Raw genomic sequence first — 20,398 nt, forward strand, 5'->3', positions numbered from 1 at the left:
CTTATCCAGTTACCTCTTCTGCAGTCTTCGGCATGTACTGCTCAATCTGTTCTGGCTTCACACGCTTGAGTGAGGTCTTTGGTAGCATTGTGAGCAACTTCCAACCAATATCAAGTGATTCTTCTACTGAACGGTTTTCAAATTCTCCCTGGCCCACGAACTCTCGTTCGAAGGCATCAGCAAACTTCAGGTGTGCGCGGTCAGTGTCATCAAGTGACGCTTCACCAAGCACCACCGCGAGCTCGCGTACTTCACGACCAGTTGCGTATGACGCAAAGAGCTGGTCCTTCAGTGCTGAGTGATCAGCGCGAGTCTTCCCCTCACCGACTCCGGCAGACCAGAGTCGTGAAAGTGAACCTTGTACGTCAACTGGTGGAAATACACCCTTACGGTAGAGTTCGCGAGACACCACGAACTGCCCCTCGGTAATGTAGCCAGTGAGGTCTGGTACCGGGTGAGTCTTGTCGTCGTCTGGCATGGTAAGGATTGGGATCTGCGTGATGGTTCCCTGCTTGCCCTTTACGCGTCCTGCTCGCTCGTAAATAGTTGAAAGGTCGGTGTAGAGGTAACCTGGGTACCCGCGGCGTCCTGGCACTTCCTTACGAGCTGAAGACACTTCACGAAGTGCCTCACAGTAGTTGGTAAGGTCAGTGAGGATCACGAGCACGTGCTTACCTTTTTCAAAGGCGAGGTACTCAGCTGTGGTGAGTGCCATACGTGGAGTTGATACACGTTCTACCACTGGGTCAGCTGCCGTGTTGATGAAGAGCACTGAACGCTCGAGCGCTCCTGCCTCTTCGAATTCACGACGGAAGTATTCTGCTTCCTCAAATGACACACCAAGCGTCGCGAAGACAATCGCAAAGTCTGAACCATCCTTCACCGATGCCTGACGCGCGATCTGTGCCGCGAGGCGTGAGTGTGGAAGACCAGCACCTGAGAAAATCGGAAGCTTCTGTCCACGCACGAGCGTGTTCATCACATCGATTGATGACACGCCAGTCTGAATGAAGTCGTTCGGGAATTCGCGTGAGTATGGATTGATCGGCTCACCCGCGATATCTCGACGCTGTTCTGGCACGATCTCTGGGCCACCGTCTGCTACTTCACCAGCACCATTGAACACGCGACCAAGCATGTCTTCTGACACGCCGAGCTTGAGTGTTTCACCACGGAAGCGAGCGCGTGTACCTTCAGCTGTCATACCACTGGTTGACGCAAACATCTGTACCACTGCCTTATCTTTTGCAATGTCGAGCACTTTACCGAAGCGTGGCGTGCTTTCTCCGGCCACATTAACCTCTACGAGTTCTTCGTACTTCACTCCTTCTACCCCCTCTACCACCATTAGCGGTCCAGCGATTGAAGAAATGTCTGTGTATTCTTTGTTACTCATGATACTGCTATTACTTAGGCGGTTAGAGCGGCAATTTCAGCACGCACGGTTTCCTGGAATTTCTGATAATCCTCCTTCTTCCACTCAAGCTTCTCCTTAAGTCGTGCTACTTCACTGTAGCTTGGGATAGAAGTGAACGTTGCAAATTCAAACTCTGGCTGCGCCACTACAGACTGACCAGCTTCGAAGATGGTCACGATTGACTTGAGGATACCGTACTGTCGCTCAAGCGGTGTGTACGCGTCGTCCTTATCGAATGCGTTCTGGAAGAGGAAGTCTTCACGGATCATACGAGCCGTTTCGAGAATGAGTCGGTCACCGTTTGAGAGTGACTCCATACCCACGAGACGAACGATCTCGAGAAGCTTTGATTCCTTTTCAAGGAGTGTCATAGCGGTGGCACGCACTGCAGCAAAATCATCTGCGATCTGTTCTTTCCAGAATCCCTCAAAGTTCTGAGCGTAGAGTGAGTATGAGTTCAACCAGTTGATTGATGGGAAGTGCTTCTTGTATGCTAAGTCAGCGTCGAGTGACCAGAAGGTCTTGGTTACACGAAGTGTCGCCTGTGACACAGGCTCTGAAAGGTCTCCACCTGGAGGCGACACCGCACCGATCACGGTCAGTGATCCAACGCGTCCTTCGCTACCAAGTGTCTTTACAATACCTGCTCGTTCGTAGAATTCAGCAGTCCGTGATGAGAGGTACGCTGGGTATCCTTCTTCACCTGGCATTTCTTCGAGGCGTCCTGAGATCTCACGCATCGCTTCTGCCCAACGTGAGGTTGAGTCAGCCATGAGCGCTACGTTGTAACCCATGTCGCGGTAGTATTCTGCAATCGTGATACCAGTATAGACCGACGCTTCACGCGCCGCCACTGGCATGTTTGACGTGTTGGCGATAAGGATCGTTCGCTTCATGAGCGGCTCGCCAGAGTTTGGGTCAATGAGGTGCGGGAATTCATCGAGCACTTCAGTCATCTCATTTCCACGCTCACCACAACCAATGTACACAATGATCTCCGCGTCACAGAACTTCGCGATAGACTGCTGGGTCACGGTCTTACCGGCACCGAACGGACCAGGAATACAGCCGGCACCACCCTTGGCGATTGGGAAGAAGGTGTCGATCGAACGACCACCAGTACGAAGCGGCTCCGCTGGGAAGATCTTGCTCGTCTTTGGACGCGCGGCACGAATTGGCCAGTATTGAAGCATCGCGATCGATGCTACAGACTCATCGGCACGAGTGAGTGTCGCAATCTCTTCGGTTACATTGAAATCACCACTTTGGATAGACGCAACCACGCCGCCTTCTCCTGGTGGCACCATGACCTTGTGCATGATGAGCGAAGTTTCCTGTACTTCACCAAGCACATCACCTTCTACTACGGTGTCGCCCACTTTTACGACTGGCTTGAAGGTCCACTTCTTTTCGAGGTCGATTGGCTGTGCTTCGATACCGCGCTTGATGTAACAATCGCCTGACGCAGCCTGAATATCCTTCAGTGGTCGCTGCACACCGTCGTAGATAGACTCAAGGAGCCCTGGCGCAAGCGCTGCTGACATCGTGCGGCCAGTGCGATACACCACATCACCTGGGCCGATACCCGCGGTTTCTTCGTACACCTGGATCGCAGCGACATCGCCGTGAAGCTCGATGATCTCACCGAGTAGTTTTTCTTCTGATACTTTTACCACCTCGTAGAGCTTCGCTTCGCTCATACCATTGGCACGAACGAGCGGACCGGTTACGCGTAGGATCTCTCCTGCTTTGATATCACCAGTGGTGGTTGTTTCTGTGTTGGTCATGGTTTCTATTAAATGTTTCTAAATTTCTAGTAATGAATAAATGATTGTGTTTCTGGCCGGCGCCGAAGGCGCCGGCCTTCGTCTAAATAATGGCTGCGCCGACTGCCTTCTCTGCGAGACTGCGGAGTCGTTCGACAGCAAACCCGCTACTTCCCTCTGGCCCTGGTAGTGGTACTACCGCTGGAAGCGGACCGTCTACTACCTTGGCATACTCATGTTGATCGACCAGAGCGATCAGATCTTCGATCACACACACGATCGCATACTTGGTGTCAGACTCTGGATCGAGAGTTTGCTTCTTGATCGCGCGAAGCTGCTCAAGTGCTTCGTCTGCCGTCCGAGCCGGAAAGGCAGTAGCGCCGAGTGCCCGAAAGCCTGAGACTGTGTCTTCAGGGCCAACAATGGCGATCTTGTATTCGTTAGTCGTTGACATACGCAAGTCGTAAATTAGATCGAATATCCTCCACGGTGAGACCGTTATTCTTCCCTACCACGATCGCACGCACATTGGCTGCAGCTTGGCGACACTTGAGGTAATACAGCACCAATGACGCTGACGAGAACATGTCGTAGCTCGCCTCTTTCGCTACCGCAAGTAGACAGTCAGCGCTTCGAGCGTCGATCTGTGTGAAGTTGCCCGTTGCCGTAAAGTACTCAAGCGCATTCTTCCAGTACTCCACTCCACCGTGACGCGCAAACATCGCCAGTGTCGCTTCTTCTGTCTCGATCGCGTCAGCCGCAAACGTACCACCAGTCACAAATGACGGTGAGAAACTCACGTCGTTCTTGAGGTGTCGTAGTCGACTCTTGAGATTGTAGAGATCAACGAGTGTGGCGAAGTAGGTCTTCATGAAGGCATCACCAAGCGTGTCGACGATGCGCTTGCTGGTCGTGAAGTAGAGTTCATCGAAAACTCCGTCTACCTCATCGAGTTTGCCAGCAGTTGAAAGCTCTACCGCTGCGTCGTACGCCTTCTGCCATTCGATCTGGAGCGATGCAAGTGCTCGCGCTTCGATCTGTGCGTAGAGATACTCTGGCTGGTAGATACCGCGCTCAGAGAGATATGGCTTGCAGTCCTCGTACGAGAGACCCTTCGCTGCCGCTTTCGCAAACACACGAAGATTATGCACATCATACTGCACCCACATGATCCGGAACATGTCACCCTTTGGTGCGAGTTTGTGGATCAAGCGCTTGGCATCGATCAATGTCTGCTCTACCGCAAGCGGTACGCTTTCGTTTGGTACACGAAGCACATATGGAGCCAAGTAGGTTTCCTTCAGCGCAGACTGCAAATCCTCACCTGGATCAGCCACCAAGAGACGCTCCACGTCAGTCTTGCTCAGCAAGAACTGCGTTAACGCGTTCACTCGACTTACACTGTAGATATACGAGGTTTGCATGATTGATTATTAGCCAATTACCTTCTCTACGATCTCCATCTCAAGCTCAGCTCGCTTGTCATTGATCAGACGCGCAAGTGTGATGTCATATACACCATCAAGAGCTGTGATCATAAGACCAGCCTTGATACGTGCATCAGCCACCACTTCACCAGAGAGCCCTAGCTCCTTGAGGATATCTGTAGTTTCAGCAGTGCGGGCTGCAGGGGCAGCTACACGCTTCACTGCAGCATCCTTTGGCACAATTGCCGCTGCGTACTTTGCGAAAAACGCTACATACTCGGCAGCAGATGCACCTGCAATATCTTCAGTCACCGCGACAAACGCGTTGTCGATCTCCTCGCGCTTTGCACTCTGGAGGGCGATCTTCGCTGCCTGCTTTGCCTTTGATACTGCGACAAGCTCAGCTTGTGCAAGCTCTTTCTTCAGCGCTGCGCTATGCGCTTCTTTTCGAGCAGTCACGGCCGCATCGGTCTCACGCCGCACAGCCTCCACCTTAGCATCGCCTTCGGCTTTGATCTCCGCGACTTCTAGAGCTGCGTCTTGTTTGATTTTTTCGATCAGCGTGATATCCGACATGTTCGTGATACTTAGTTAGTAATTGAGATAAGCAAGATGAAGCTGATGAGCACACCGAAGATAGCCCATGTTTCCACCATCGCTGCGAGGGTTACTGCGCGACCAGTGTTCGCTTCGTCTTTTGCGATCAGTGAAATACCTGACGCAGCTACGATACCCTGGTAGATACCTGAAAGCAGACCAGCGATCGCGATCGGAAGACCTGCCACGAGGTACATAAGACCGGTTGCAGTTGAGATCACGAGCGTACCGTCGTTGCCGAGTACACCTGAGAAGTTGAGGATAAGGAAGGCACCTACGAGGCCGTAAATTCCCTGTGAACCAGGAAGCGCCTGCATAAGCAGCATCTTACCGAAGAGTGTTGGCTTCTCGCCTACTACTCCAGCCGCTGCCTGACCAGCGTATCCCATACCTACTACTGACCCGAGAAATCCGAGGATAGCAGTGATCGCTGCTCCAACGAATACGAGTACAATTCCTGTTAATGATTCCATACTAATTTTGTTAACGTTTGATAATTTTAATCATTTATTCATTACGACCAGACGGTCAATCGTCTTTGATCGTAATGTAATCTTCTGAGCGTTTGAGAGGAGAGAATTCTTTACCAGTTCCGGCGATGAATTTACCGAAGAACTCGACGAATTGGAGACGAGCGCTGTGCACGAAAGCACCGAGCGTGTTGATCGCAAGTGTAAACGCGTGTCCAATGAAGAGAATAGTTGCTGTAAAGATGAAGCCAACGTACGGCACACCAGAAACCATGCCAGCAATAAGATTGACCGCGAAGGCAAGCGCAGAAGTTGCAAGACCAAGCGCCAAGAGACGTGAGTATGAAAGAATGTCTGAGAAGTGACCAACTCCAGCATAGAGACCAGCGAGCGCTGAGATGATCTTACCGACAATACCGGTACCGTTGCGGCCGCTACCAAGTAGGATGAGAGCCACAGCCACCAATGCAAGATTAGACAATTGCGATGCACTTAGGAAAGCGAGCACGCCAATGATCATTGAGAAAAATTCACTTGTGACCGCACCAGATTCAGCCAAGGTCGTGCAGAGATACAAGATACCGACTACAAACATAAAGAGCCATGGGCCCTGATCAAGAACACCATCCATCAAGCGACCATTGCGGTACTCGCTGTAGATCTTGAGCATCATACCAACCATTACCTGGAAGACACCGAGGCCAAGCGCAAGATAGAACACTGGCAGTGGATTGCCGATCGGGTCAAAGAGTGCAATTGCCTGCAGTGGCGCAGGAAGCTGATCGATCGCGATACCAAAGTACCCACCAAAGAGTGCGCCCACAAAGACGGTCGCAATACCAACATAGAAAAGAAGCTTTGCAAACGAACGAGTCGCCTTTGAAAGCTTCGCAAATAGCAAAAGAAAACCAGTGACGAGCACAAGCGCAAGACCATATCCAACGTCAGTCAGTGACATACCAAAGAAGAGGAAGAAAAATGCAGCGAGATACGCAGTCGGGTCGAGATCAGAGTAACCCGGCATACCGTAGAGACGAGTCACCGCTTCAAACGGTTGCGCGATACCAGTGTTGCGAATTTCTACCGGTGGCTCTTCACCGTCTTCGAGCGGTACTTCGGCAAAAGCGGCCGCAATGCCCTTTTCTGCAAATGCTGCTTCGATCGCCGTGCGATGATCAGCCATGAGCCAGCCATCAAATACCACAGTGTAGCGAGTCGCTGCTGCATCATCGACTACCGCAAAGCGGTCCCGCTGCCACGCGAGCACCTCTGACGCAACCCGAAGGGTCTTGTAGTGCGTGATCGCAAAATGTTCTGCTTGGTCATGCAGGAGCGCAAGGTCACCCTTGGCTTTTGCAAGCTGTTCTTCAACTGCGGTGAGTTCTACTTCGACTGTTTCAATTCCTTCTGGCAGTGTAATCACTTCTGCATCAGCAGCCTCGAGAATCCCCTTCGCTTTCGTGACAAGGTCAGGATCATTCGCGATCGTCAGTGCGATCTGCTGGACTGATATTTCGGTGATGACGTGTGCAGTGCCTTCACTCTCACACAAATTAGCCACCATCTCCTTGAGCGGATGTTTGTCGGTTGCCTGATGACCCTTCAAGAGGAAGGTCACGGTACGCATAGTTGCGAGATCAGATAGCTTAATTGGAAGTTTCTTCCATTCTGCAAACAGATCACGCTTTTCCTCAAGCACACGCACTCGCTCTTCAGTCTCTGCAAATTCAACCTGAAGCCTTTCGAGATCGTCGGCAACCGATGCGACCACATCAGTGTCTGCCAATTGCTTCGCGACTGCTTCTTCAGTGAGTTCAGCTCGAGTTCCTTCGCGCAGCTTTTGCCACGCTCCTACTTCTGGCGCGTACGGCGCAAGCCACTGTACGGCGTGCTGTACGCGTGGCAAAAGCTGCGCATGCGGGAAGTAGAGCTCTGGCTCAGTAGTATCTGCTAGCTTGGTCGCACGAAACTCCACCGCGCCCGAGCGCTGAATGAGATCGAGTGCCGCGTCTACCTGAGTACCATGTACTACTAAACGCACCTTCTGCATGGGAACTACTGCCATATATCTCTATTTATTGAAAACGCTGTTTCAAAAGCGTGGTTACCTCTCCTTTCTTAGCAGCAAATTTCTGCCGCACGTCAGCCACTTCTGCTTCCGCAGCCGCAGTGATCTTAGTAACGGTCGCTGCTACTTGTTTGTCATTGATTGCACGCTCGGCTTCTTCAACCTGTTTTAATTCACCCTCGAGTGTTTCGAGTGTTGATCGGCGATCTGACTCTGCGGTAGCAAGCGCTGCGGTAGCTGCTTCCTTGGCAGCTTCGATAGCTTGCGCTGCTTCTGCCTCAGCGGTCATGACATCATTGAATGCGGTCATAAAATAAAAAAGCGTTGAAAATCGTAAATGAATACCGTCACAAGGCGCGTGGCGGTTGGCGCGCAAAACCGCAAATGGAGTATCCTGTCGGCATAACCCGACCGGTCTTGCGACTGCATACTACTACTTTGCAACCCACAGTCAAGCGGCTGGCCTTGATAACACGATGAAAAATCTGACCGTCAAACAAAAAAGCTCAACGATTGTCGAGCTTTTGTTCCTTTAACCGGTTACAGACCTGCTTTGATGAATTTTTGGCGTCCCATCAAAACATATCCGATCAACATCATGTACACGCCAACGCCAGAAAACAGCATCATGATGTTGTCGGGATCGCTTGGATCAACCCCAAACTCGTAACCCGCCTTGAACATCACCCCGCCAAACGTCCAATACAGGACTTTCCGAAGTGCAGTACTCCTCAGCAGCTCTGCTGGCAGCAGCCCGAGCCCGATAAGAAACAGGCAGGCCATAGAGGCAAACCCGACGAAGCCGATCCATTCTGCCCATTCCGTTGATACATACGGCTCCATGAAATAACCGAGTAAAATAGCGAGAGTCAGGTACACACCATACAGAAAGACGTTTCTGTAGAATTTACGACGTGGAGTCATGTATTACCTCCGTAACAGTAGGAACTCCAAATTGAAATATAGAGCACGCTCACAGTTAGTCAAGTAAAGTCTCAAAATACATACCACAAACACACCCAACAAGTCTTAGACCGAATAAAACAAAAAAGCAGCAAGTTCTCACTTGCTGCTTTGTTTTCAACCGTTCGTTATTTGTGCATACCCACCGGCATACCCACGCTCTGGCACACCATATATATCGACAAGACCTCGCTTTGGCGCCCACGTGTCCATAAATACCCTTGCCGTACTCGGACGCACATTGCCACCACACAGATGGAAACGTTCTCGTTCACCGGCCGCATTACGACTGCGCAGAATGATCGGCATCCCCAGTTCTGTTGCCACCTGAATTGCCTTCAGGTAGCTATGAGAGTATCCGTCACCCAAGTCCTCATCGAAGATCCAGACCTCTTGCCCAGCAATGCGATCTGTTACTGATAGCATGATCCGCTCGACAAACTGCGCATCCTCTGCCGCGCGAACCTCTTCCAGACTGGCTCGCTTAAGACGGATCACTTCTTTGGGATCGATCTCGGGACAGCAACCATGCACTGCAGCACTGAAACAGTGATCCATCGCTGCGATGTACAGATCTTCTGTCGACGCACACAGGTCAAGCAACGAAAACAGCTGGCCTAGCGAGGAAGCCTTCCAGAATTCTTTCGCGCCGAGTTCGTACCCCGGATCACCTTCTCGATGGTGATCGATGATCTTGTATGGCGTGACACCTGGAATGCCACACTCGACGCACACCAACTTACGTAAACCAGGTCTGGGTTTCCAATAAGCGCTATCGACCGTATCTGCTCGATACGCATTACCGGGGTTGGCTCGAACCCCATTTACCGTCGCATACGCATAGGAACACCCAAGCAAGTGCAACACCGCTTCAATGCGGCGCATCTCGGGGTCATCTGCCCCGAGCAAGAAAGTCAGACCACCAAAGTGTGACATATTGTCCTCCACGTACAAGGTTTTTGATCAAAAATGATCTCCCGGCAAAAGAATGTACTAGCTACTCACAACTGTCAACAACTTCCGCCTTGGTGCTATACTTTCCATACATATGAAAGTTTTGATCCTAGTACTCGGAGCATTTATTTTGCTTGCCATCCTGAACAAGTTTTTGGGTGGAAATCCGTTTGGGTAAACCGGGAAGCCAGATCCGGTAACGATTGCGTGCGACCCAGTGATAAAAACGGTTGCCCATCTTTTGCACAAAAGAAAATCTAGCCAGTGGCGTAAGCCACCCTAAAAGCGGTGAGTGTCTTGCGGCTTCTACTCCAGCTGCAAACGCGATAAACATCTCACCCTTTTCATTGACTACCACCCAAGAGTCTTCCGCTTGCATGAGCGCAAACACAGCTGCATCTGAACAACCTGGTGCGATCTGTTCGGTACGGATCATGCACCACTTCACCAACAATTCGACACCACGAGCACAAAACCCACAACCTCCGTCGTAGTAGATCGACACTTTTGGTTTTGGTTGTTTTCTGAACATATTACTGACTCAGTATACTACGCAAAAGAAAAACACGGTCATAGTAGACCGTGTCTGTTTGTACACCAGATGATTACGACACCTGCTGCTCTACCACCTAGGCAGACTCAGCGGAAGATCTTTCATCTTCGAGCTCTTCCTCCACTGCGGCATCTGCGTCGATCTCGGCTTGCGCGCGAGCAAACGGAAGCAACTCGAGGAGCACTTCGCGAGACAATTCAGCCCCATCAAACACTGCCAATTCTCCTTCAGGTTCATCGCTTCGACAGACTTCAATCGCCTCATCGAGTGATGTTCCAGCCTGCAGCCAGAGAGCTTGATCGACATAGACCGTTCCATCTGCAGAGGTCTCTTCTGCGACCGCTGCTGCAGCAATCATAAACAACTTACTCATGTACGCCTCACCTCAAAATGACTTGAACGAAATTATTGGAATCAGGTTCCGCGCACACTCGGCGGCGGCTCGGTGGTCAGACGTCCACCGTTGGCATACAACTGCGGCGGCTTGTAATCGGGATTGAACGACTGCACTTTGTAGACCCGATAAGTACGGCCATACTGCAGGTTGCTTCCGAGAGCGTCTTTGGCCGCCTGCTCAGTGTCGAAGTTGCCGATGTACTGCTTTGGCGCATCTTTGTTGCCTTCTGGTTGGAACGAACCAGACCAATACTGAACAACCTCCGCGGCATATTTGTTCCCCTCACCATCAACGATGGTGATTCTTTGCGGCACCAGTCCTTCCGGCAGTGTCACGATCAACTGTTGCATTTGTCTTCCTCGCTTGTTTGTGAATGTTCTAGTGCGACTGTAGCAATGCTACGCCCAATGCTTAATACCACTGATTGTTTATTGTGTCAATCATTACCTTTTTATATCGACCTACTTTCAAAAGCATGGCAAGATGGCCGTATGCAAAAGTACATCGTACTAGAAAAGAAAGTTGGAGAAACACCGCTCTCTTGTGCTGAGAAGTGGCGGGCGACTGCGTCGCCCGCCTTCAAAGATGTCCCTTTGACATACGCCGGACGTCTTGACCCGATGGCATCAGGAAAGCTTCTAGTGCTCATTGGTGAGGAGTGTAAAAACCAAGAGCAGTACCATGGGCTCGATAAAGAGTATGAGTTTTCGGTACTACTTGGTATCACGTCTGATACGCATGATGTGTTAGGTAGATTATCTGTGACTCCTCAAAAAACAGATGTACCAGTGCCTACTGAGGTTGTCAGACTTGGCTTAGCGGCCCGGAGCGCAACCGAAGGAGGCACTGGTACATCTGTTTTCACCAAAGAAAATCTAACGATGCTTACAAGAAACCTCGTCGGACAAATTTCACTCCCCTACCCACTTTTTTCTTCAAAAACAGTTAAAGGAAAACCGCTCCACACCTGGACTCTTGAAGGTCGACTTGACGAGATTGAAATTCCAACCAATGAATCTACGATCTACGAACTTGAACTCATTAAGATCGAGGCGAAACATCGTACGGACGTCGCGCGCGAAGCGCGCGACAAAATAGATACTATTCCCCCAGTAACCGACCTTCGTAAAGCACTTGGAAATGATTTCCGTCGAGTGGATGTGCGTAAGGACTGGGCCGAAATTGCCTCCGGCAATTTCGGCCCGGCCCCCCTCCCTGACACCTACACCATCGCACACTTTCGTTGCGTCGCTTCTTCTGGTACCTACATGCGCTCCCTCGCCCACCTCATCGGCCAAAAACTCGGTGCCTGTGGACTGGCCTGGCACATTCACCGCACCGTCATCGGCACCTACAACCAAACCAACAAGGATTGGAGTCACACTTTTTAAATATTACTTCTGTTCGTTGATCGCTTCGACGCGATCCAGGTATGCTCGCACCGCGAGCACAAACTCTGCATGACTCCATACTAGAGGCGAGGTAGACAGCTGTTGTCTCGTATCAGGATGCATCTGCTCAGCTAAGAGACCGCCATGGTTTGCATGAGAAGCCGTCCACTGCAACAACTCAAGTGGATACTTCAAGTCCTTTAGTTTCTCAGCCTTTTCAATGTAGTATCGTGCCACCCACAGTGTAGTGATCACCCACGGATTAGGGCTACCAGCATCTTGTTGTTGATAGTACGCATCACCTTCGTACCGCACAAAGCCTTCGCTATTGCCTTTCACCTGCAGATTAGCCAAGACCGCTTTGCACATCCGTTCCATCTTTTCATCTTCGCTATCAAATACACGGAAGAGTTGGAGTCCGTACAAACTACTCGTATCGAGTGTACGATCAAACTCCAAGTCACCATCAGAGGTGTGCAGCACATGCTTCATAAACACACCCTTCTGCTCATCAAACAGCACATCTCCGATCGCTCGCTGCATGCGCTGTGCAACTGCCTGATAGGTACGAGATGCTTCGTCCTTTCCAAGCGTATTTGCAAACTTTGCTGCTGCCATGAGGCCGCCATATACTGAAGCGGCGGTGTACGTAGAAGTACCGTACTTCTCTTCCCACAGATCAAATGAAGCTTGCGGCAATCCCGTCAGCGACTCAATATACTCACACATAAACTCAGCAGCCGGCTCGATGAACTTGTTGTACATCGATTCAATAAATTCAACATCATGATAGCGCTCATAGTGCTCCCACAGCATAAAGACGACTGTTGCGGTCTCATCTTCTTGGATAGGTAATCTTGGTTCACCATTGATGATCCAAGGATGCCACGAACTACCAAGGGCGCCATCACTCCGATACTTGTGCATTAAGTATCCACTTGGATCGAGACGTTCAGCAATGAATTCAAAGAACCGTCGAGAGACATCTCGATACCCTGCCACGTCAAAGGCGTGTGCGATCACTGCTGCATCCCGTGGCCAGACATAGCTGTATGTGTCACGACCATGATGCAACATATCGGTATCGCTTGATGCGATAATCCCACCTCGATTGTCGGTATGTACCCGCATAACAAGCAACGACCGTCGGTACAGTGTCTGAAGTTCGGCTGACAAGAGTGATAGATCGGTCTGTTCCTTTTCAAGCCACGCATGCCAGTAGGCTTCAGTCGAAGCGATCAGACGCTCTGGTTCTTCGGTCAGTACATGCTCATCAAGCATATGTACCTCTGCAATCGATTTACCAAATACGACCCAGTAGTACGCATCATTTGAGGACTGTCCTGCTATCTGAAAACTAAGCCCCAGTACTGAATCAACCGAACCGTGCTCGATCGGATTACACTCCAAAACACCATCTACCGCATCAAGATACGTCCCCTCCCTTCCTTCGATACCAAACAATCCAATGTTGTACTCTTGGAACTGTTGTTTACCACTCATCGCGTTTACCAAGATCGTCGTATCACCCTTGTAGTGAATGATCGCATTTACACGTGGATCGTAGAAACCAGTGTCACCTCGTTGCGATTCAAATATACGAAATTGCTGCGAAAGAAAAAGCTTTACCATTCGAGTTTCACTGCGGTGGTTGTGAACGGTAAAATGTCGCAAAAAGATGTTCTGTTCATTATGTACCGCATCTCGACTAGAGATCGAAATGCCTAATTCAAGATTCTCCGCAAACAGAGAACCAATACAAGTACCCTCTTCTGATCCAACACTAACCTTCCAACCTGGATCATCCAACCAAGAAATATGACCATCAACAAACACACCAATGCGATGCACGTAATTCCCACTAGCACCACTCACGTGATTTGCTTCCCCAACAAATGGGTAGTACAGATCACGAACTTGCCCGCGACCATCAAGGCCGACCAAGAGGTTGCCGTTTCCAATTGTGACCGCTCGTGCCATGAACTTACACTGCGTAGTACTTAAGATGCTTCACCACGACAGTCTTTGCAGACTTTGGCGTCTTTGCTTTTGCTAGATCAGCAGCACACACATTGTCACACAGCACTTGCTCAACCCAGTTTGCAAAATCATTGCTGTCTCCACCGGTGTGATACACGTAAACTTCCTTCTCCATCTCTTCGAGTGCATCCTTGAGTGCTACAAGACTATTGAGGACCTGACCATTCTTTACCCAAAATGATTTGGTGTTACTCGCATACACGAGTGGCTTCTTAGTACCAGTCTTTACTGCAGCTTTTTTTGCAGGTGCCTTCTTCACCGCTTTCTTGACCACCTTCTTAGCAGCTGCTTTTTTTGCAGGTGCTGTTTTAGTCGTTTTTTTTGTTGGCATACTTCGTTTAAGAACTTACTTGTCCCCGCTTGGGGCTTCTAAAGAACGGTAATGAGTCCAGGATCTTTTGCCACCACCGCTTCAGTGCTGACAATGGTTCTGGCTCAACAACAGGAGCTTCAACAACCTTATCTACATCGGTTGGTGTAGCATCATCCTCCTTTGTAATTGCTTCGTCGACCGCTTGTTTGGCAGCCTCCTTAGCATCACGTTCAGCCACCGCATGGCTTACCCTTAATTGTAAATCACTCAGCGCATTCATAAAGGCGATATACGCATCATATGGGGATTGGTACGGAGAGAAGTACGCATGTACATCTCCATCCTGTGACCACTTGGTACACATGTAATAGAAGTGATCTGACGTCTGTAACTTACGCCAGGTCTCGATCAGGCTGCGCTTGCGCGTCTTCATGACATCAGACTCCATACCATACGTCGCAGCGATCGCGTCACGCTGAATATCATTACCAACCCACGCAGTCAGGTCGCGGTCGGTATCTGCCCACGTGAGCACATCTGGCACATCATACTCGCCCGCTGGATCATAGCTTTCGACTGTTTCAGTCGCGGTCTTGAAAGTAGTATCTGGGTGACGCAGCACCATCTCTGGCATTGCGCGCAAGAAATCGAAGATACCAGTATCTTCCCACTGATGTTCACCAAAGCTCTCGTAGTCCATGAAAAGATTCACCGTCTGCCCATCACCATGGTGCGCATGAATCCAGTTAGCATACGTGTCCGCAGACAACGGCCAACTTGCCCACTGCTTATTCCCGAATCGAAATGCAATGTCATCAGAGAGTTTGTAGTTTTTAAGAAGGACCTTGATCTTAGAACAGCCAGCTGGTCGGTACAGATAGTTCGGGCTACGCCACCCAAGATACTTATCCCAACCTTCAGCCATGATGCCAAGATAGTCATTGTCTTCACACCACTTAGCGAGATCGTTACGGTATGAAAGTTCAGTATTACGAAACACTCGTGGTCGCACTCCAAAGAGTTGCTTCACACGTCGTTCATGCTGCTTCACTTGTCGCTCAAACTCCGGCACAGAGTAGAAGAACGCGAGTGAGTGATGATAGGTGTCAGCCAAGATCTCGACTCGACCAGTTGCGACCAACTCCTGGAAAGACTCGAGCACATCCGGCGCGTATTCTTCAAATTGATCAAGGACCGTACCCGAAAACGAAAGATTGAAACGGAACTCTGGATGTCGATCCAAGAGTTCTTTGAGTACACGGTTGGTTGGACGATACGACTTCTCGGCTACCTTTTCAACAATGAAACGGTTATCGAGATCAGTGCCACTGGTGTCATTGAAATATTCAGTGTCATTTCCGATATCAAACACTCGATACCGCTTTACACGGTATGGCTGATGAACATGAAAGTAAGGACAAACTGAAAGCATATGCACTATGGTGTAACGTATTGTACCAGACTTCGATAGATCTGTTTGATCTTTTCCGCCGCATGCTTCCATGAAATGTTAAGCATCTGCCACTTTCCTTCTTTGACGATCTGCTGACTCATCACCGGATAGCGCAATGCAGCTAAGATCTGATTAGCCATTTCGTCTACATCCCAAAAATCTACCTTGAGTGCATGCGAGAGTACTTCTGCTACACCAGACTGTTTCGTGATGACTGAAGGTGTACCGTGCTGAAGCGCCTCAAGTGGCACAAGACCGAACGGTTCTGAAACTGATGGCATCACGATGAGATCGGCACTTTGGTACATGCGGTCACGATCTTCGTACCAAAGTGCTCCAGCGAACAGTACGTTCTGGGACAATCCCAGTGAACCAACCATCTCAATGATCTGCCTGGTCATGTCTCCAGAACCGGAGATGACAAAGACTACATTTGGATCGACATCTACCACACGTCTAGCGGCTCGAATGAAGTGGTCAACACCCTTCTGGATCGTGATACGTCCGTGATACAACACGATCTTCTTGCCTTGCCGCTTGAGTTCGGTCAAAGTCGGTTCATGTCGCAATGGCTCGTGAGTATCACAACCATTATGCACTACCTCAACTCGATCTGCTGATGCACCATGCTTGGTGACAATGATGTTCTTCGTAAAGTTGCTGACGGTCACGATCTTATCAGCCATAGCAAATGCCTCACGCTCGATCTTGTAGATCGATGGATCAACGTTATCGCTTGCAGCTTGATCGAAGGAGGTGGCATGCACATGCAAAATGAGTGGCTTACCACTCGCGATCTTAGCCGCCACACCCGCCAAGTATGAAGTCCAATCGTGCGCGTGGATCACATCAAATTCTTCCTCTTGTGCAATGAGTGCTGCTTGGTGCGCGAAGCGGTGTGCTTCCTCAATGATGGTACGTGAGCGAATGATCGGCTTACCTTGTGCGTCATACCCTACGATCACATCGACCATGGTGTCGGCATGTTGATACGGCAGAGGTCCAATGTCAGCGTGCCGAATCTTTACCCTGCGCTCCTGATCAGCAAAGACAAAACGCGCATTGCCATGCGCTTCTTGGGTCTTTGGGAGCACAAAGATGACCTCTACACCTGCTTGTAGAAGTTCCTGCGTGAGACTCTGACATGCAAAGCCGAGTCCACCGCTTTGTGCGGGTGGAAATTCCCAGCCGAAGGTTAGTACTCTCATGTAGCTTCAACACACCAACGCCAACTGCACCACTCAGCGTTAGTTGTCCTTATAGTATCACGGCCTGATAGGCACCCGCCCATTCAGGCGGTGCATAAACTGTTAATTAATTTGACACATTGACGTTTCCGCGCTGTTTTGCTAGAATCTCGCCACTATGTCACAGGATTTGTTAGTAAAGCTCGTATCTCAAGGCGACGAAAAAGGCGTTGGGAAAGGTCACGTCTACTACACTCGGTACAACAACAAGAACAAGAAGGACCCGAGCAAGAAGTATGAGACGGTGAAATTCAACCCTGTTGCTAAGAAGCACACGGTCTACAAGCAGAAGAAATAATTAAAACCGGCAAGATTGCCGGTTTTAATTATTTTTTGAAACAACCGGCCCCGAAGGGCCGGCCGTTTCTAAAGCTATAGTTGACCCAAACTCGCAGCGCTGTTCTTCTTGCTCACCTCGGTCAATGCATTCTTAGCAGCCTCTATATTTTCTTCCTTACCACCCCACGCCTGAAGCACAGGCTCTTCAAGTGCACGTGAGAAGGAGAAGGTGATCGGCCATGGCTGATCTCCCATCTTTGCGATCGCATTGAGATTGTCAGTTGAGCGCTCTGGGGTCTGTCCACCCGAAAGGAAGACGATACCAGCACATTCGTGCGGTACACTCATATGGAATGTTCGCAAGGTCGCTTGAGCAACTTCTTCCGGTGAGGTCTGCTCTGGATGATCAGATCCAGCAAGCACCATCGATGACTTCAAGATGAGCCCACCAAGATCAACTTTGTATTCCATGAGAGTCTGGAACAAGATCTGTAACGTACGAGTCGTGACCATTTCCGCTTTCTGGAGCGAATGGTCACCCGCGTGGATCACTTCAGGCTCGACGATCGGCACAATGTTTGCCTCTTGCGCCAGCTGCGCATAGCGCGCCAGCATGACAGCATTGATCTTTATTGCCGCATCGGTCGGTGTCTCATCCTCGTCAATATTTACTACCATTCGCCACTTCGCAAAGCGAGCACCCATATCGTAGTACTCCTCAAACCGCTCAGCGAGATTATCAAGTCCTTGTGTAACTACTTCACCCTTGAATCCTTGTAATTCTGTTGTACCCAAATCAACCTTAATACCTGGAATAATTCCCTTAGCAGTAAGAACGTCTGCAAATGGGATACCATCGCGAGTCGTATTGCGAATTGATGAGTCATACATAATAACTCCCGAGATATACTTCTCAATATCGTTTGCTGTGAAGAGGATCTCACGGAACAACTGTCGGTGCTCAGGTTCGTTTGGTAAATGCACCATTGCCAAACGCTTTCCAGCAGTTGGGTCGCTCTCGTCTGCCGCTAAGATACCCTTGCCTGACGCAAGAAGTGCTGCAGCTGTCTCATACAATTTAGTGTTCTTTTTCATACTGACCTTAAGTGTACCAGAAGCGCGGCAGCTTCGCCGCCGCGCTTTAAGTGGATAACAAAAAAGAGCCAGCATTAATTGCCAGCTCCGCGAGAATGTTCACATTGATGCGTGCTCATCTTTATCTGGAAGAGGCGTTTCATACTTCCTATTAAGTACCGTCCAATCCCCTGTGATGTGTGCTCGTCGCACTTCGTAATTGTATAGTCGAGCCTGCTTAAACTGCTTCCAACTGAAATTACCACCCCCATCAAGAAGCACATCAATAGGCGCAAATAGGTAGCTGAGCAACCATGCGAAGAACAATTGTACTTGCATCATTTCAACCTCCAAGAGTTTATTGAGTGACGCTAGATCCTTTATAACACAACGCCAAAAACACTCAATGCTGTCGAGGTTACGACCGGATCTTCCAACCACGCCGGAAGAGCTCAGTCACCAGAAGACCAAGTGCCACCAGGAGTCCAACAATAACCAAGAGTCCTACTTGGGTATTCGCTTCGCTGTAGCCGATCATGCTACTTCTGATACCATCCGCGAAGTAGAAGAAGGGATTGAAGCGCGTAATGGTCGCTGCCAATTCTGGCAGGAATGTGATCGAGTAGAAAATACCACCAAGGTACGTGAGCGGTGTGATCACGAAGGTGTTGAGCACTTGTAGCTGTTCAAAGTCTTCTGCCCAGAGTGCCACCAAGATACCAAGCATCGCGAAGATAGCTGCGATCGCGGCCACATACAACACAAACCCGATCGGATTCACGAGCGTTACCGCACCAAACAACATACCCATCATCAAGATAAGCACACCCACGATAAGTGCACGCATCACCGCACTCCCCACAAAACCGATCAACATCTCAAAGTATGACAGTGGTGCCACCAACAGCTCCTCAATCGCCCGCGAAAAGCGCATGAAGTATAGTCCTGAAGATGCACTTGCAAACGAAGCATTGATGATCGAAAGCATCAACACACCAGGAAACACGAATGAGATGAATGGCACGCCAGCAAAATCATCGATCCGACTACCGATCACCGTACCGAAAATAAATAGATAGAGCGTTGCAGATACAACCGGAGCCACCAATGTCTGCACGACCACCGCGAAAGTACGCTCCACTTCACGCCGGATCAATGTATAGAGTCCTATCCAATTCATACGCCAGTTTTCTTATCCTTAAGGCCGCGAGTGATCTCCAGATACGTATCCTCGACACTCTTACCGTCTTTCATAAATTCTGCTTTTGTACCTTGTGCCACGATCTTGCCGTCATTGATGATCGCGATGTCGTTACAGAGCGCCTGGATCTCTTCGAGATAGTGTGAGGTGAGAATGATCGTCTTTCCCATTGCATTGAGTTCACGCAAATACCCCCACAGGTCGTGACGCTGTTCAACATCCACTCCTGCTGTTGGTTCGTCAAGAATGAGAAGGTCTGGCGTATGAATGAGAGCACGACCGAGGATGACACGACGCTTCAAACCACCAGATAACTTTTGAAACAGTACGCGGCGATGCTTTTGCAGGTCAAAGCGCTCAATCAATTCTTCGATCTTTTTTCGGCGCACATCTTTCGGAATACCGTAGTATCCGCCCATGTACTCCATGAGTTGTTCGGGAGTATTGAAAATATTGACGTTAAATTCCTGTGGTGAAAGGCCCACCTTAGTTCGTGCCAGCTTGTAGTCCTCAACCACATCAATACCATCGATCAATATCTGACCTGAAGTTGGCTGTGCGATACCAGTAATACAGTGGATGGTCGAACTCTTACCAGCACCATTTGGCCCCAAGAGACCAAAGAAACTGCCGCGCTCGACATTGAGTGAGATGTTATCGACTGCCACCTTCTCTTCCTTTTTTGATTTGTATATCTTCGTGAGATTTTTGATCTCCAGGATCGGATTCGACATTCGGCTAGTATAGCAAAGAAAAATGGCCGGCGCGCAAGCGCGCCGGCCCATGCA

At 49.8% G+C, this 20,398-nt stretch carries 23 protein-coding genes; 2 read left to right on the top strand and 21 right to left on the bottom strand.

Annotated elements, in window-relative coordinates; all coding sequences use genetic code 11:
* Nucleotide 1 precedes the first annotated feature (1 nt).
* The 13 genes from H6786_02175 to H6786_02235 all read right to left on the bottom strand — a co-directional run bounded on the left by H6786_02175 (nt 2) and on the right by H6786_02235 (nt 10,962).
* A complete protein-coding gene (locus tag H6786_02175) occupies nt 2-1,396 on the bottom strand; it encodes a V-type ATP synthase subunit B (protein ID MCB9816180.1) in 1,395 nt (464 codons plus the stop codon).
* A 14-nt stretch (nt 1,397-1,410) separates the two neighbouring features.
* On the bottom strand, nt 1,411-3,171 hold the full coding sequence (locus tag H6786_02180; protein MCB9816181.1) for a V-type ATP synthase subunit A: 1,761 nt from the start codon (nt 3,169-3,171) through the stop codon (nt 1,411-1,413).
* A gap of 115 nt (nt 3,172-3,286) precedes the next feature.
* Complete coding sequence (locus H6786_02185) at nt 3,287-3,637, bottom strand: hypothetical protein (protein ID MCB9816182.1); 351 nt, start codon at nt 3,635-3,637, stop codon at nt 3,287-3,289.
* Complete coding sequence (locus tag H6786_02190; GenBank protein ID MCB9816183.1) at nt 3,624-4,607, bottom strand: V-type ATPase subunit; 984 nt, start codon at nt 4,605-4,607, stop codon at nt 3,624-3,626. The genes H6786_02185 and H6786_02190 overlap by 14 nt, the downstream gene beginning before the upstream one ends.
* A gap of 9 nt (nt 4,608-4,616) precedes the next feature.
* Nucleotides 4,617-5,186: a hypothetical protein gene (locus H6786_02195; GenBank protein ID MCB9816184.1), complete on the bottom strand. Its 570-nt coding sequence runs from the start codon at nt 5,184-5,186 to the stop codon at nt 4,617-4,619.
* An 11-nt stretch (nt 5,187-5,197) separates the two neighbouring features.
* Nucleotides 5,198-5,680 (bottom strand): V-type ATP synthase subunit K, encoded by a 483-nt coding sequence (locus H6786_02200; GenBank protein MCB9816185.1) that lies wholly within the window; start codon nt 5,678-5,680, stop codon nt 5,198-5,200.
* A 55-nt stretch (nt 5,681-5,735) separates the two neighbouring features.
* Entirely contained in the window at nt 5,736-7,742 is a 2,007-nt protein-coding gene (locus H6786_02205) for a V-type ATP synthase subunit I (GenBank protein MCB9816186.1), read from the bottom strand.
* 10 nt (nt 7,743-7,752) lie between these two features.
* Nucleotides 7,753-8,055, bottom strand: a complete 303-nt coding sequence (locus H6786_02210) for a hypothetical protein (GenBank protein ID MCB9816187.1) — start codon at nt 8,053-8,055, stop codon at nt 7,753-7,755.
* Nucleotides 8,056-8,285: 230 nt separating this feature from the next.
* The gene (locus H6786_02215; GenBank protein MCB9816188.1) at nt 8,286-8,669 is read right to left on the bottom strand and encodes a hypothetical protein; all 384 of its coding nucleotides are present in this window, start codon (nt 8,667-8,669) and stop codon (nt 8,286-8,288) included.
* A 156-nt stretch (nt 8,670-8,825) separates the two neighbouring features.
* The gene (locus tag H6786_02220; GenBank protein ID MCB9816189.1) at nt 8,826-9,644 is read right to left on the bottom strand and encodes a hypothetical protein; all 819 of its coding nucleotides are present in this window, start codon (nt 9,642-9,644) and stop codon (nt 8,826-8,828) included.
* A 127-nt stretch (nt 9,645-9,771) separates the two neighbouring features.
* A complete protein-coding gene (locus H6786_02225) occupies nt 9,772-10,194 on the bottom strand; it encodes a DUF393 domain-containing protein (protein MCB9816190.1) in 423 nt (140 codons plus the stop codon).
* 97 nt (nt 10,195-10,291) lie between these two features.
* The gene (locus H6786_02230) at nt 10,292-10,588 is read right to left on the bottom strand and encodes a hypothetical protein (GenBank protein ID MCB9816191.1); all 297 of its coding nucleotides are present in this window, start codon (nt 10,586-10,588) and stop codon (nt 10,292-10,294) included.
* Between the two features lie 41 nt (nt 10,589-10,629).
* Complete coding sequence (locus H6786_02235) at nt 10,630-10,962, bottom strand: hypothetical protein (GenBank protein MCB9816192.1); 333 nt, start codon at nt 10,960-10,962, stop codon at nt 10,630-10,632.
* A gap of 141 nt (nt 10,963-11,103) precedes the next feature.
* Between H6786_02235 and H6786_02240 the strand changes: the two genes are divergently transcribed.
* Nucleotides 11,104-12,003 (top strand): hypothetical protein, encoded by a 900-nt coding sequence (locus H6786_02240; GenBank protein ID MCB9816193.1) that lies wholly within the window; start codon nt 11,104-11,106, stop codon nt 12,001-12,003.
* Between the two features lie 3 nt (nt 12,004-12,006).
* Here H6786_02240 and H6786_02245 read toward each other — a convergent pair whose 3' ends face one another.
* Genes H6786_02245 through H6786_02260 form a run of 4 tightly spaced genes read right to left on the bottom strand, consistent with a single transcriptional unit; the run spans nt 12,007 to nt 17,017 of the window.
* Entirely contained in the window at nt 12,007-13,983 is a 1,977-nt protein-coding gene (locus H6786_02245; GenBank protein MCB9816194.1) for a glycoside hydrolase family 15 protein, read from the bottom strand.
* Between the two features lie 4 nt (nt 13,984-13,987).
* The gene (locus H6786_02250) at nt 13,988-14,374 is read right to left on the bottom strand and encodes a hypothetical protein (protein ID MCB9816195.1); all 387 of its coding nucleotides are present in this window, start codon (nt 14,372-14,374) and stop codon (nt 13,988-13,990) included.
* A gap of 7 nt (nt 14,375-14,381) precedes the next feature.
* Nucleotides 14,382-15,788 (bottom strand): polysaccharide deacetylase family protein, encoded by a 1,407-nt coding sequence (locus tag H6786_02255; protein MCB9816196.1) that lies wholly within the window; start codon nt 15,786-15,788, stop codon nt 14,382-14,384.
* 5 nt (nt 15,789-15,793) lie between these two features.
* Complete coding sequence (locus H6786_02260; protein MCB9816197.1) at nt 15,794-17,017, bottom strand: glycosyltransferase family 4 protein; 1,224 nt, start codon at nt 17,015-17,017, stop codon at nt 15,794-15,796.
* Nucleotides 17,018-17,174: 157 nt separating this feature from the next.
* On the opposite strand from H6786_02260, the gene rpmG reads away from it, so the two are divergent.
* Complete coding sequence (rpmG, locus tag H6786_02265; protein ID MCB9816198.1) at nt 17,175-17,354, top strand: 50S ribosomal protein L33; 180 nt, start codon at nt 17,175-17,177, stop codon at nt 17,352-17,354.
* Nucleotides 17,355-17,428: 74 nt separating this feature from the next.
* Here the strand turns inward: rpmG and H6786_02270 are convergent, their stop codons facing one another.
* From H6786_02270 to H6786_02285, 4 genes are all read right to left on the bottom strand, one after another.
* Nucleotides 17,429-18,430, bottom strand: coding sequence for a fructose-bisphosphate aldolase class I (locus H6786_02270; GenBank protein ID MCB9816199.1), 1,002 nt, complete (start codon nt 18,428-18,430; stop codon nt 17,429-17,431).
* A 99-nt stretch (nt 18,431-18,529) separates the two neighbouring features.
* On the bottom strand, nt 18,530-18,751 hold the full coding sequence (locus H6786_02275; GenBank protein ID MCB9816200.1) for a hypothetical protein: 222 nt from the start codon (nt 18,749-18,751) through the stop codon (nt 18,530-18,532).
* A 76-nt stretch (nt 18,752-18,827) separates the two neighbouring features.
* The gene (locus tag H6786_02280; GenBank protein MCB9816201.1) at nt 18,828-19,589 is read right to left on the bottom strand and encodes an ABC transporter permease; all 762 of its coding nucleotides are present in this window, start codon (nt 19,587-19,589) and stop codon (nt 18,828-18,830) included.
* Nucleotides 19,586-20,344, bottom strand: a complete 759-nt coding sequence (locus tag H6786_02285) for an ABC transporter ATP-binding protein (GenBank protein MCB9816202.1) — start codon at nt 20,342-20,344, stop codon at nt 19,586-19,588. Before H6786_02285 ends, H6786_02280 begins: the two co-directional genes overlap by 4 nt.
* Nucleotides 20,345-20,398: the final 54 nt, after the last annotated feature.

It is taken from the genome of Candidatus Nomurabacteria bacterium (assembly GCA_020632075.1).
Lineage (GTDB): Bacteria > Patescibacteriota > Minisyncoccia > Phycocordibacterales > UBA918 > OLB19.

Coding starts and splice junctions, on each gene's coding strand:
- H6786_02175 (MCB9816180.1), bottom strand. CDS start 1,396: ATGAGTAACAAAGAATACACAGACATTTCTTCAATCGCTGGACCGCTA.
- H6786_02185 (MCB9816182.1), bottom strand. CDS start 3,637: ATGTCAACGACTAACGAATACAAGATCGCCATTGTTGGCCCTGAAGAC.
- H6786_02190 (MCB9816183.1), bottom strand. CDS start 4,607: ATGCAAACCTCGTATATCTACAGTGTAAGTCGAGTGAACGCGTTAACG.
- H6786_02195 (MCB9816184.1), bottom strand. CDS start 5,186: ATGTCGGATATCACGCTGATCGAAAAAATCAAACAAGACGCAGCTCTA.
- H6786_02200 (MCB9816185.1), bottom strand. CDS start 5,680: ATGGAATCATTAACAGGAATTGTACTCGTATTCGTTGGAGCAGCGATC.
- H6786_02205 (MCB9816186.1), bottom strand. CDS start 7,742: ATGGCAGTAGTTCCCATGCAGAAGGTGCGTTTAGTAGTACATGGTACT.
- H6786_02210 (MCB9816187.1), bottom strand. CDS start 8,055: ATGACCGCATTCAATGATGTCATGACCGCTGAGGCAGAAGCAGCGCAA.
- H6786_02215 (MCB9816188.1), bottom strand. CDS start 8,669: ATGACTCCACGTCGTAAATTCTACAGAAACGTCTTTCTGTATGGTGTG.
- H6786_02220 (MCB9816189.1), bottom strand. CDS start 9,644: ATGTCACACTTTGGTGGTCTGACTTTCTTGCTCGGGGCAGATGACCCC.
- H6786_02225 (MCB9816190.1), bottom strand. CDS start 10,194: ATGTTCAGAAAACAACCAAAACCAAAAGTGTCGATCTACTACGACGGA.
- H6786_02230 (MCB9816191.1), bottom strand. CDS start 10,588: ATGAGTAAGTTGTTTATGATTGCTGCAGCAGCGGTCGCAGAAGAGACC.
- H6786_02235 (MCB9816192.1), bottom strand. CDS start 10,962: ATGCAACAGTTGATCGTGACACTGCCGGAAGGACTGGTGCCGCAAAGA.
- H6786_02240 (MCB9816193.1), top strand. CDS start 11,104: ATGCAAAAGTACATCGTACTAGAAAAGAAAGTTGGAGAAACACCGCTC.
- H6786_02245 (MCB9816194.1), bottom strand. CDS start 13,983: ATGGCACGAGCGGTCACAATTGGAAACGGCAACCTCTTGGTCGGCCTT.
- H6786_02250 (MCB9816195.1), bottom strand. CDS start 14,374: ATGCCAACAAAAAAAACGACTAAAACAGCACCTGCAAAAAAAGCAGCT.
- H6786_02255 (MCB9816196.1), bottom strand. CDS start 15,788: ATGCTTTCAGTTTGTCCTTACTTTCATGTTCATCAGCCATACCGTGTA.
- H6786_02260 (MCB9816197.1), bottom strand. CDS start 17,017: ATGAGAGTACTAACCTTCGGCTGGGAATTTCCACCCGCACAAAGCGGT.
- rpmG (MCB9816198.1), top strand. CDS start 17,175: ATGTCACAGGATTTGTTAGTAAAGCTCGTATCTCAAGGCGACGAAAAA.
- H6786_02270 (MCB9816199.1), bottom strand. CDS start 18,430: ATGAAAAAGAACACTAAATTGTATGAGACAGCTGCAGCACTTCTTGCG.
- H6786_02275 (MCB9816200.1), bottom strand. CDS start 18,751: ATGATGCAAGTACAATTGTTCTTCGCATGGTTGCTCAGCTACCTATTT.
- H6786_02280 (MCB9816201.1), bottom strand. CDS start 19,589: ATGAATTGGATAGGACTCTATACATTGATCCGGCGTGAAGTGGAGCGT.
- H6786_02285 (MCB9816202.1), bottom strand. CDS start 20,344: ATGTCGAATCCGATCCTGGAGATCAAAAATCTCACGAAGATATACAAA.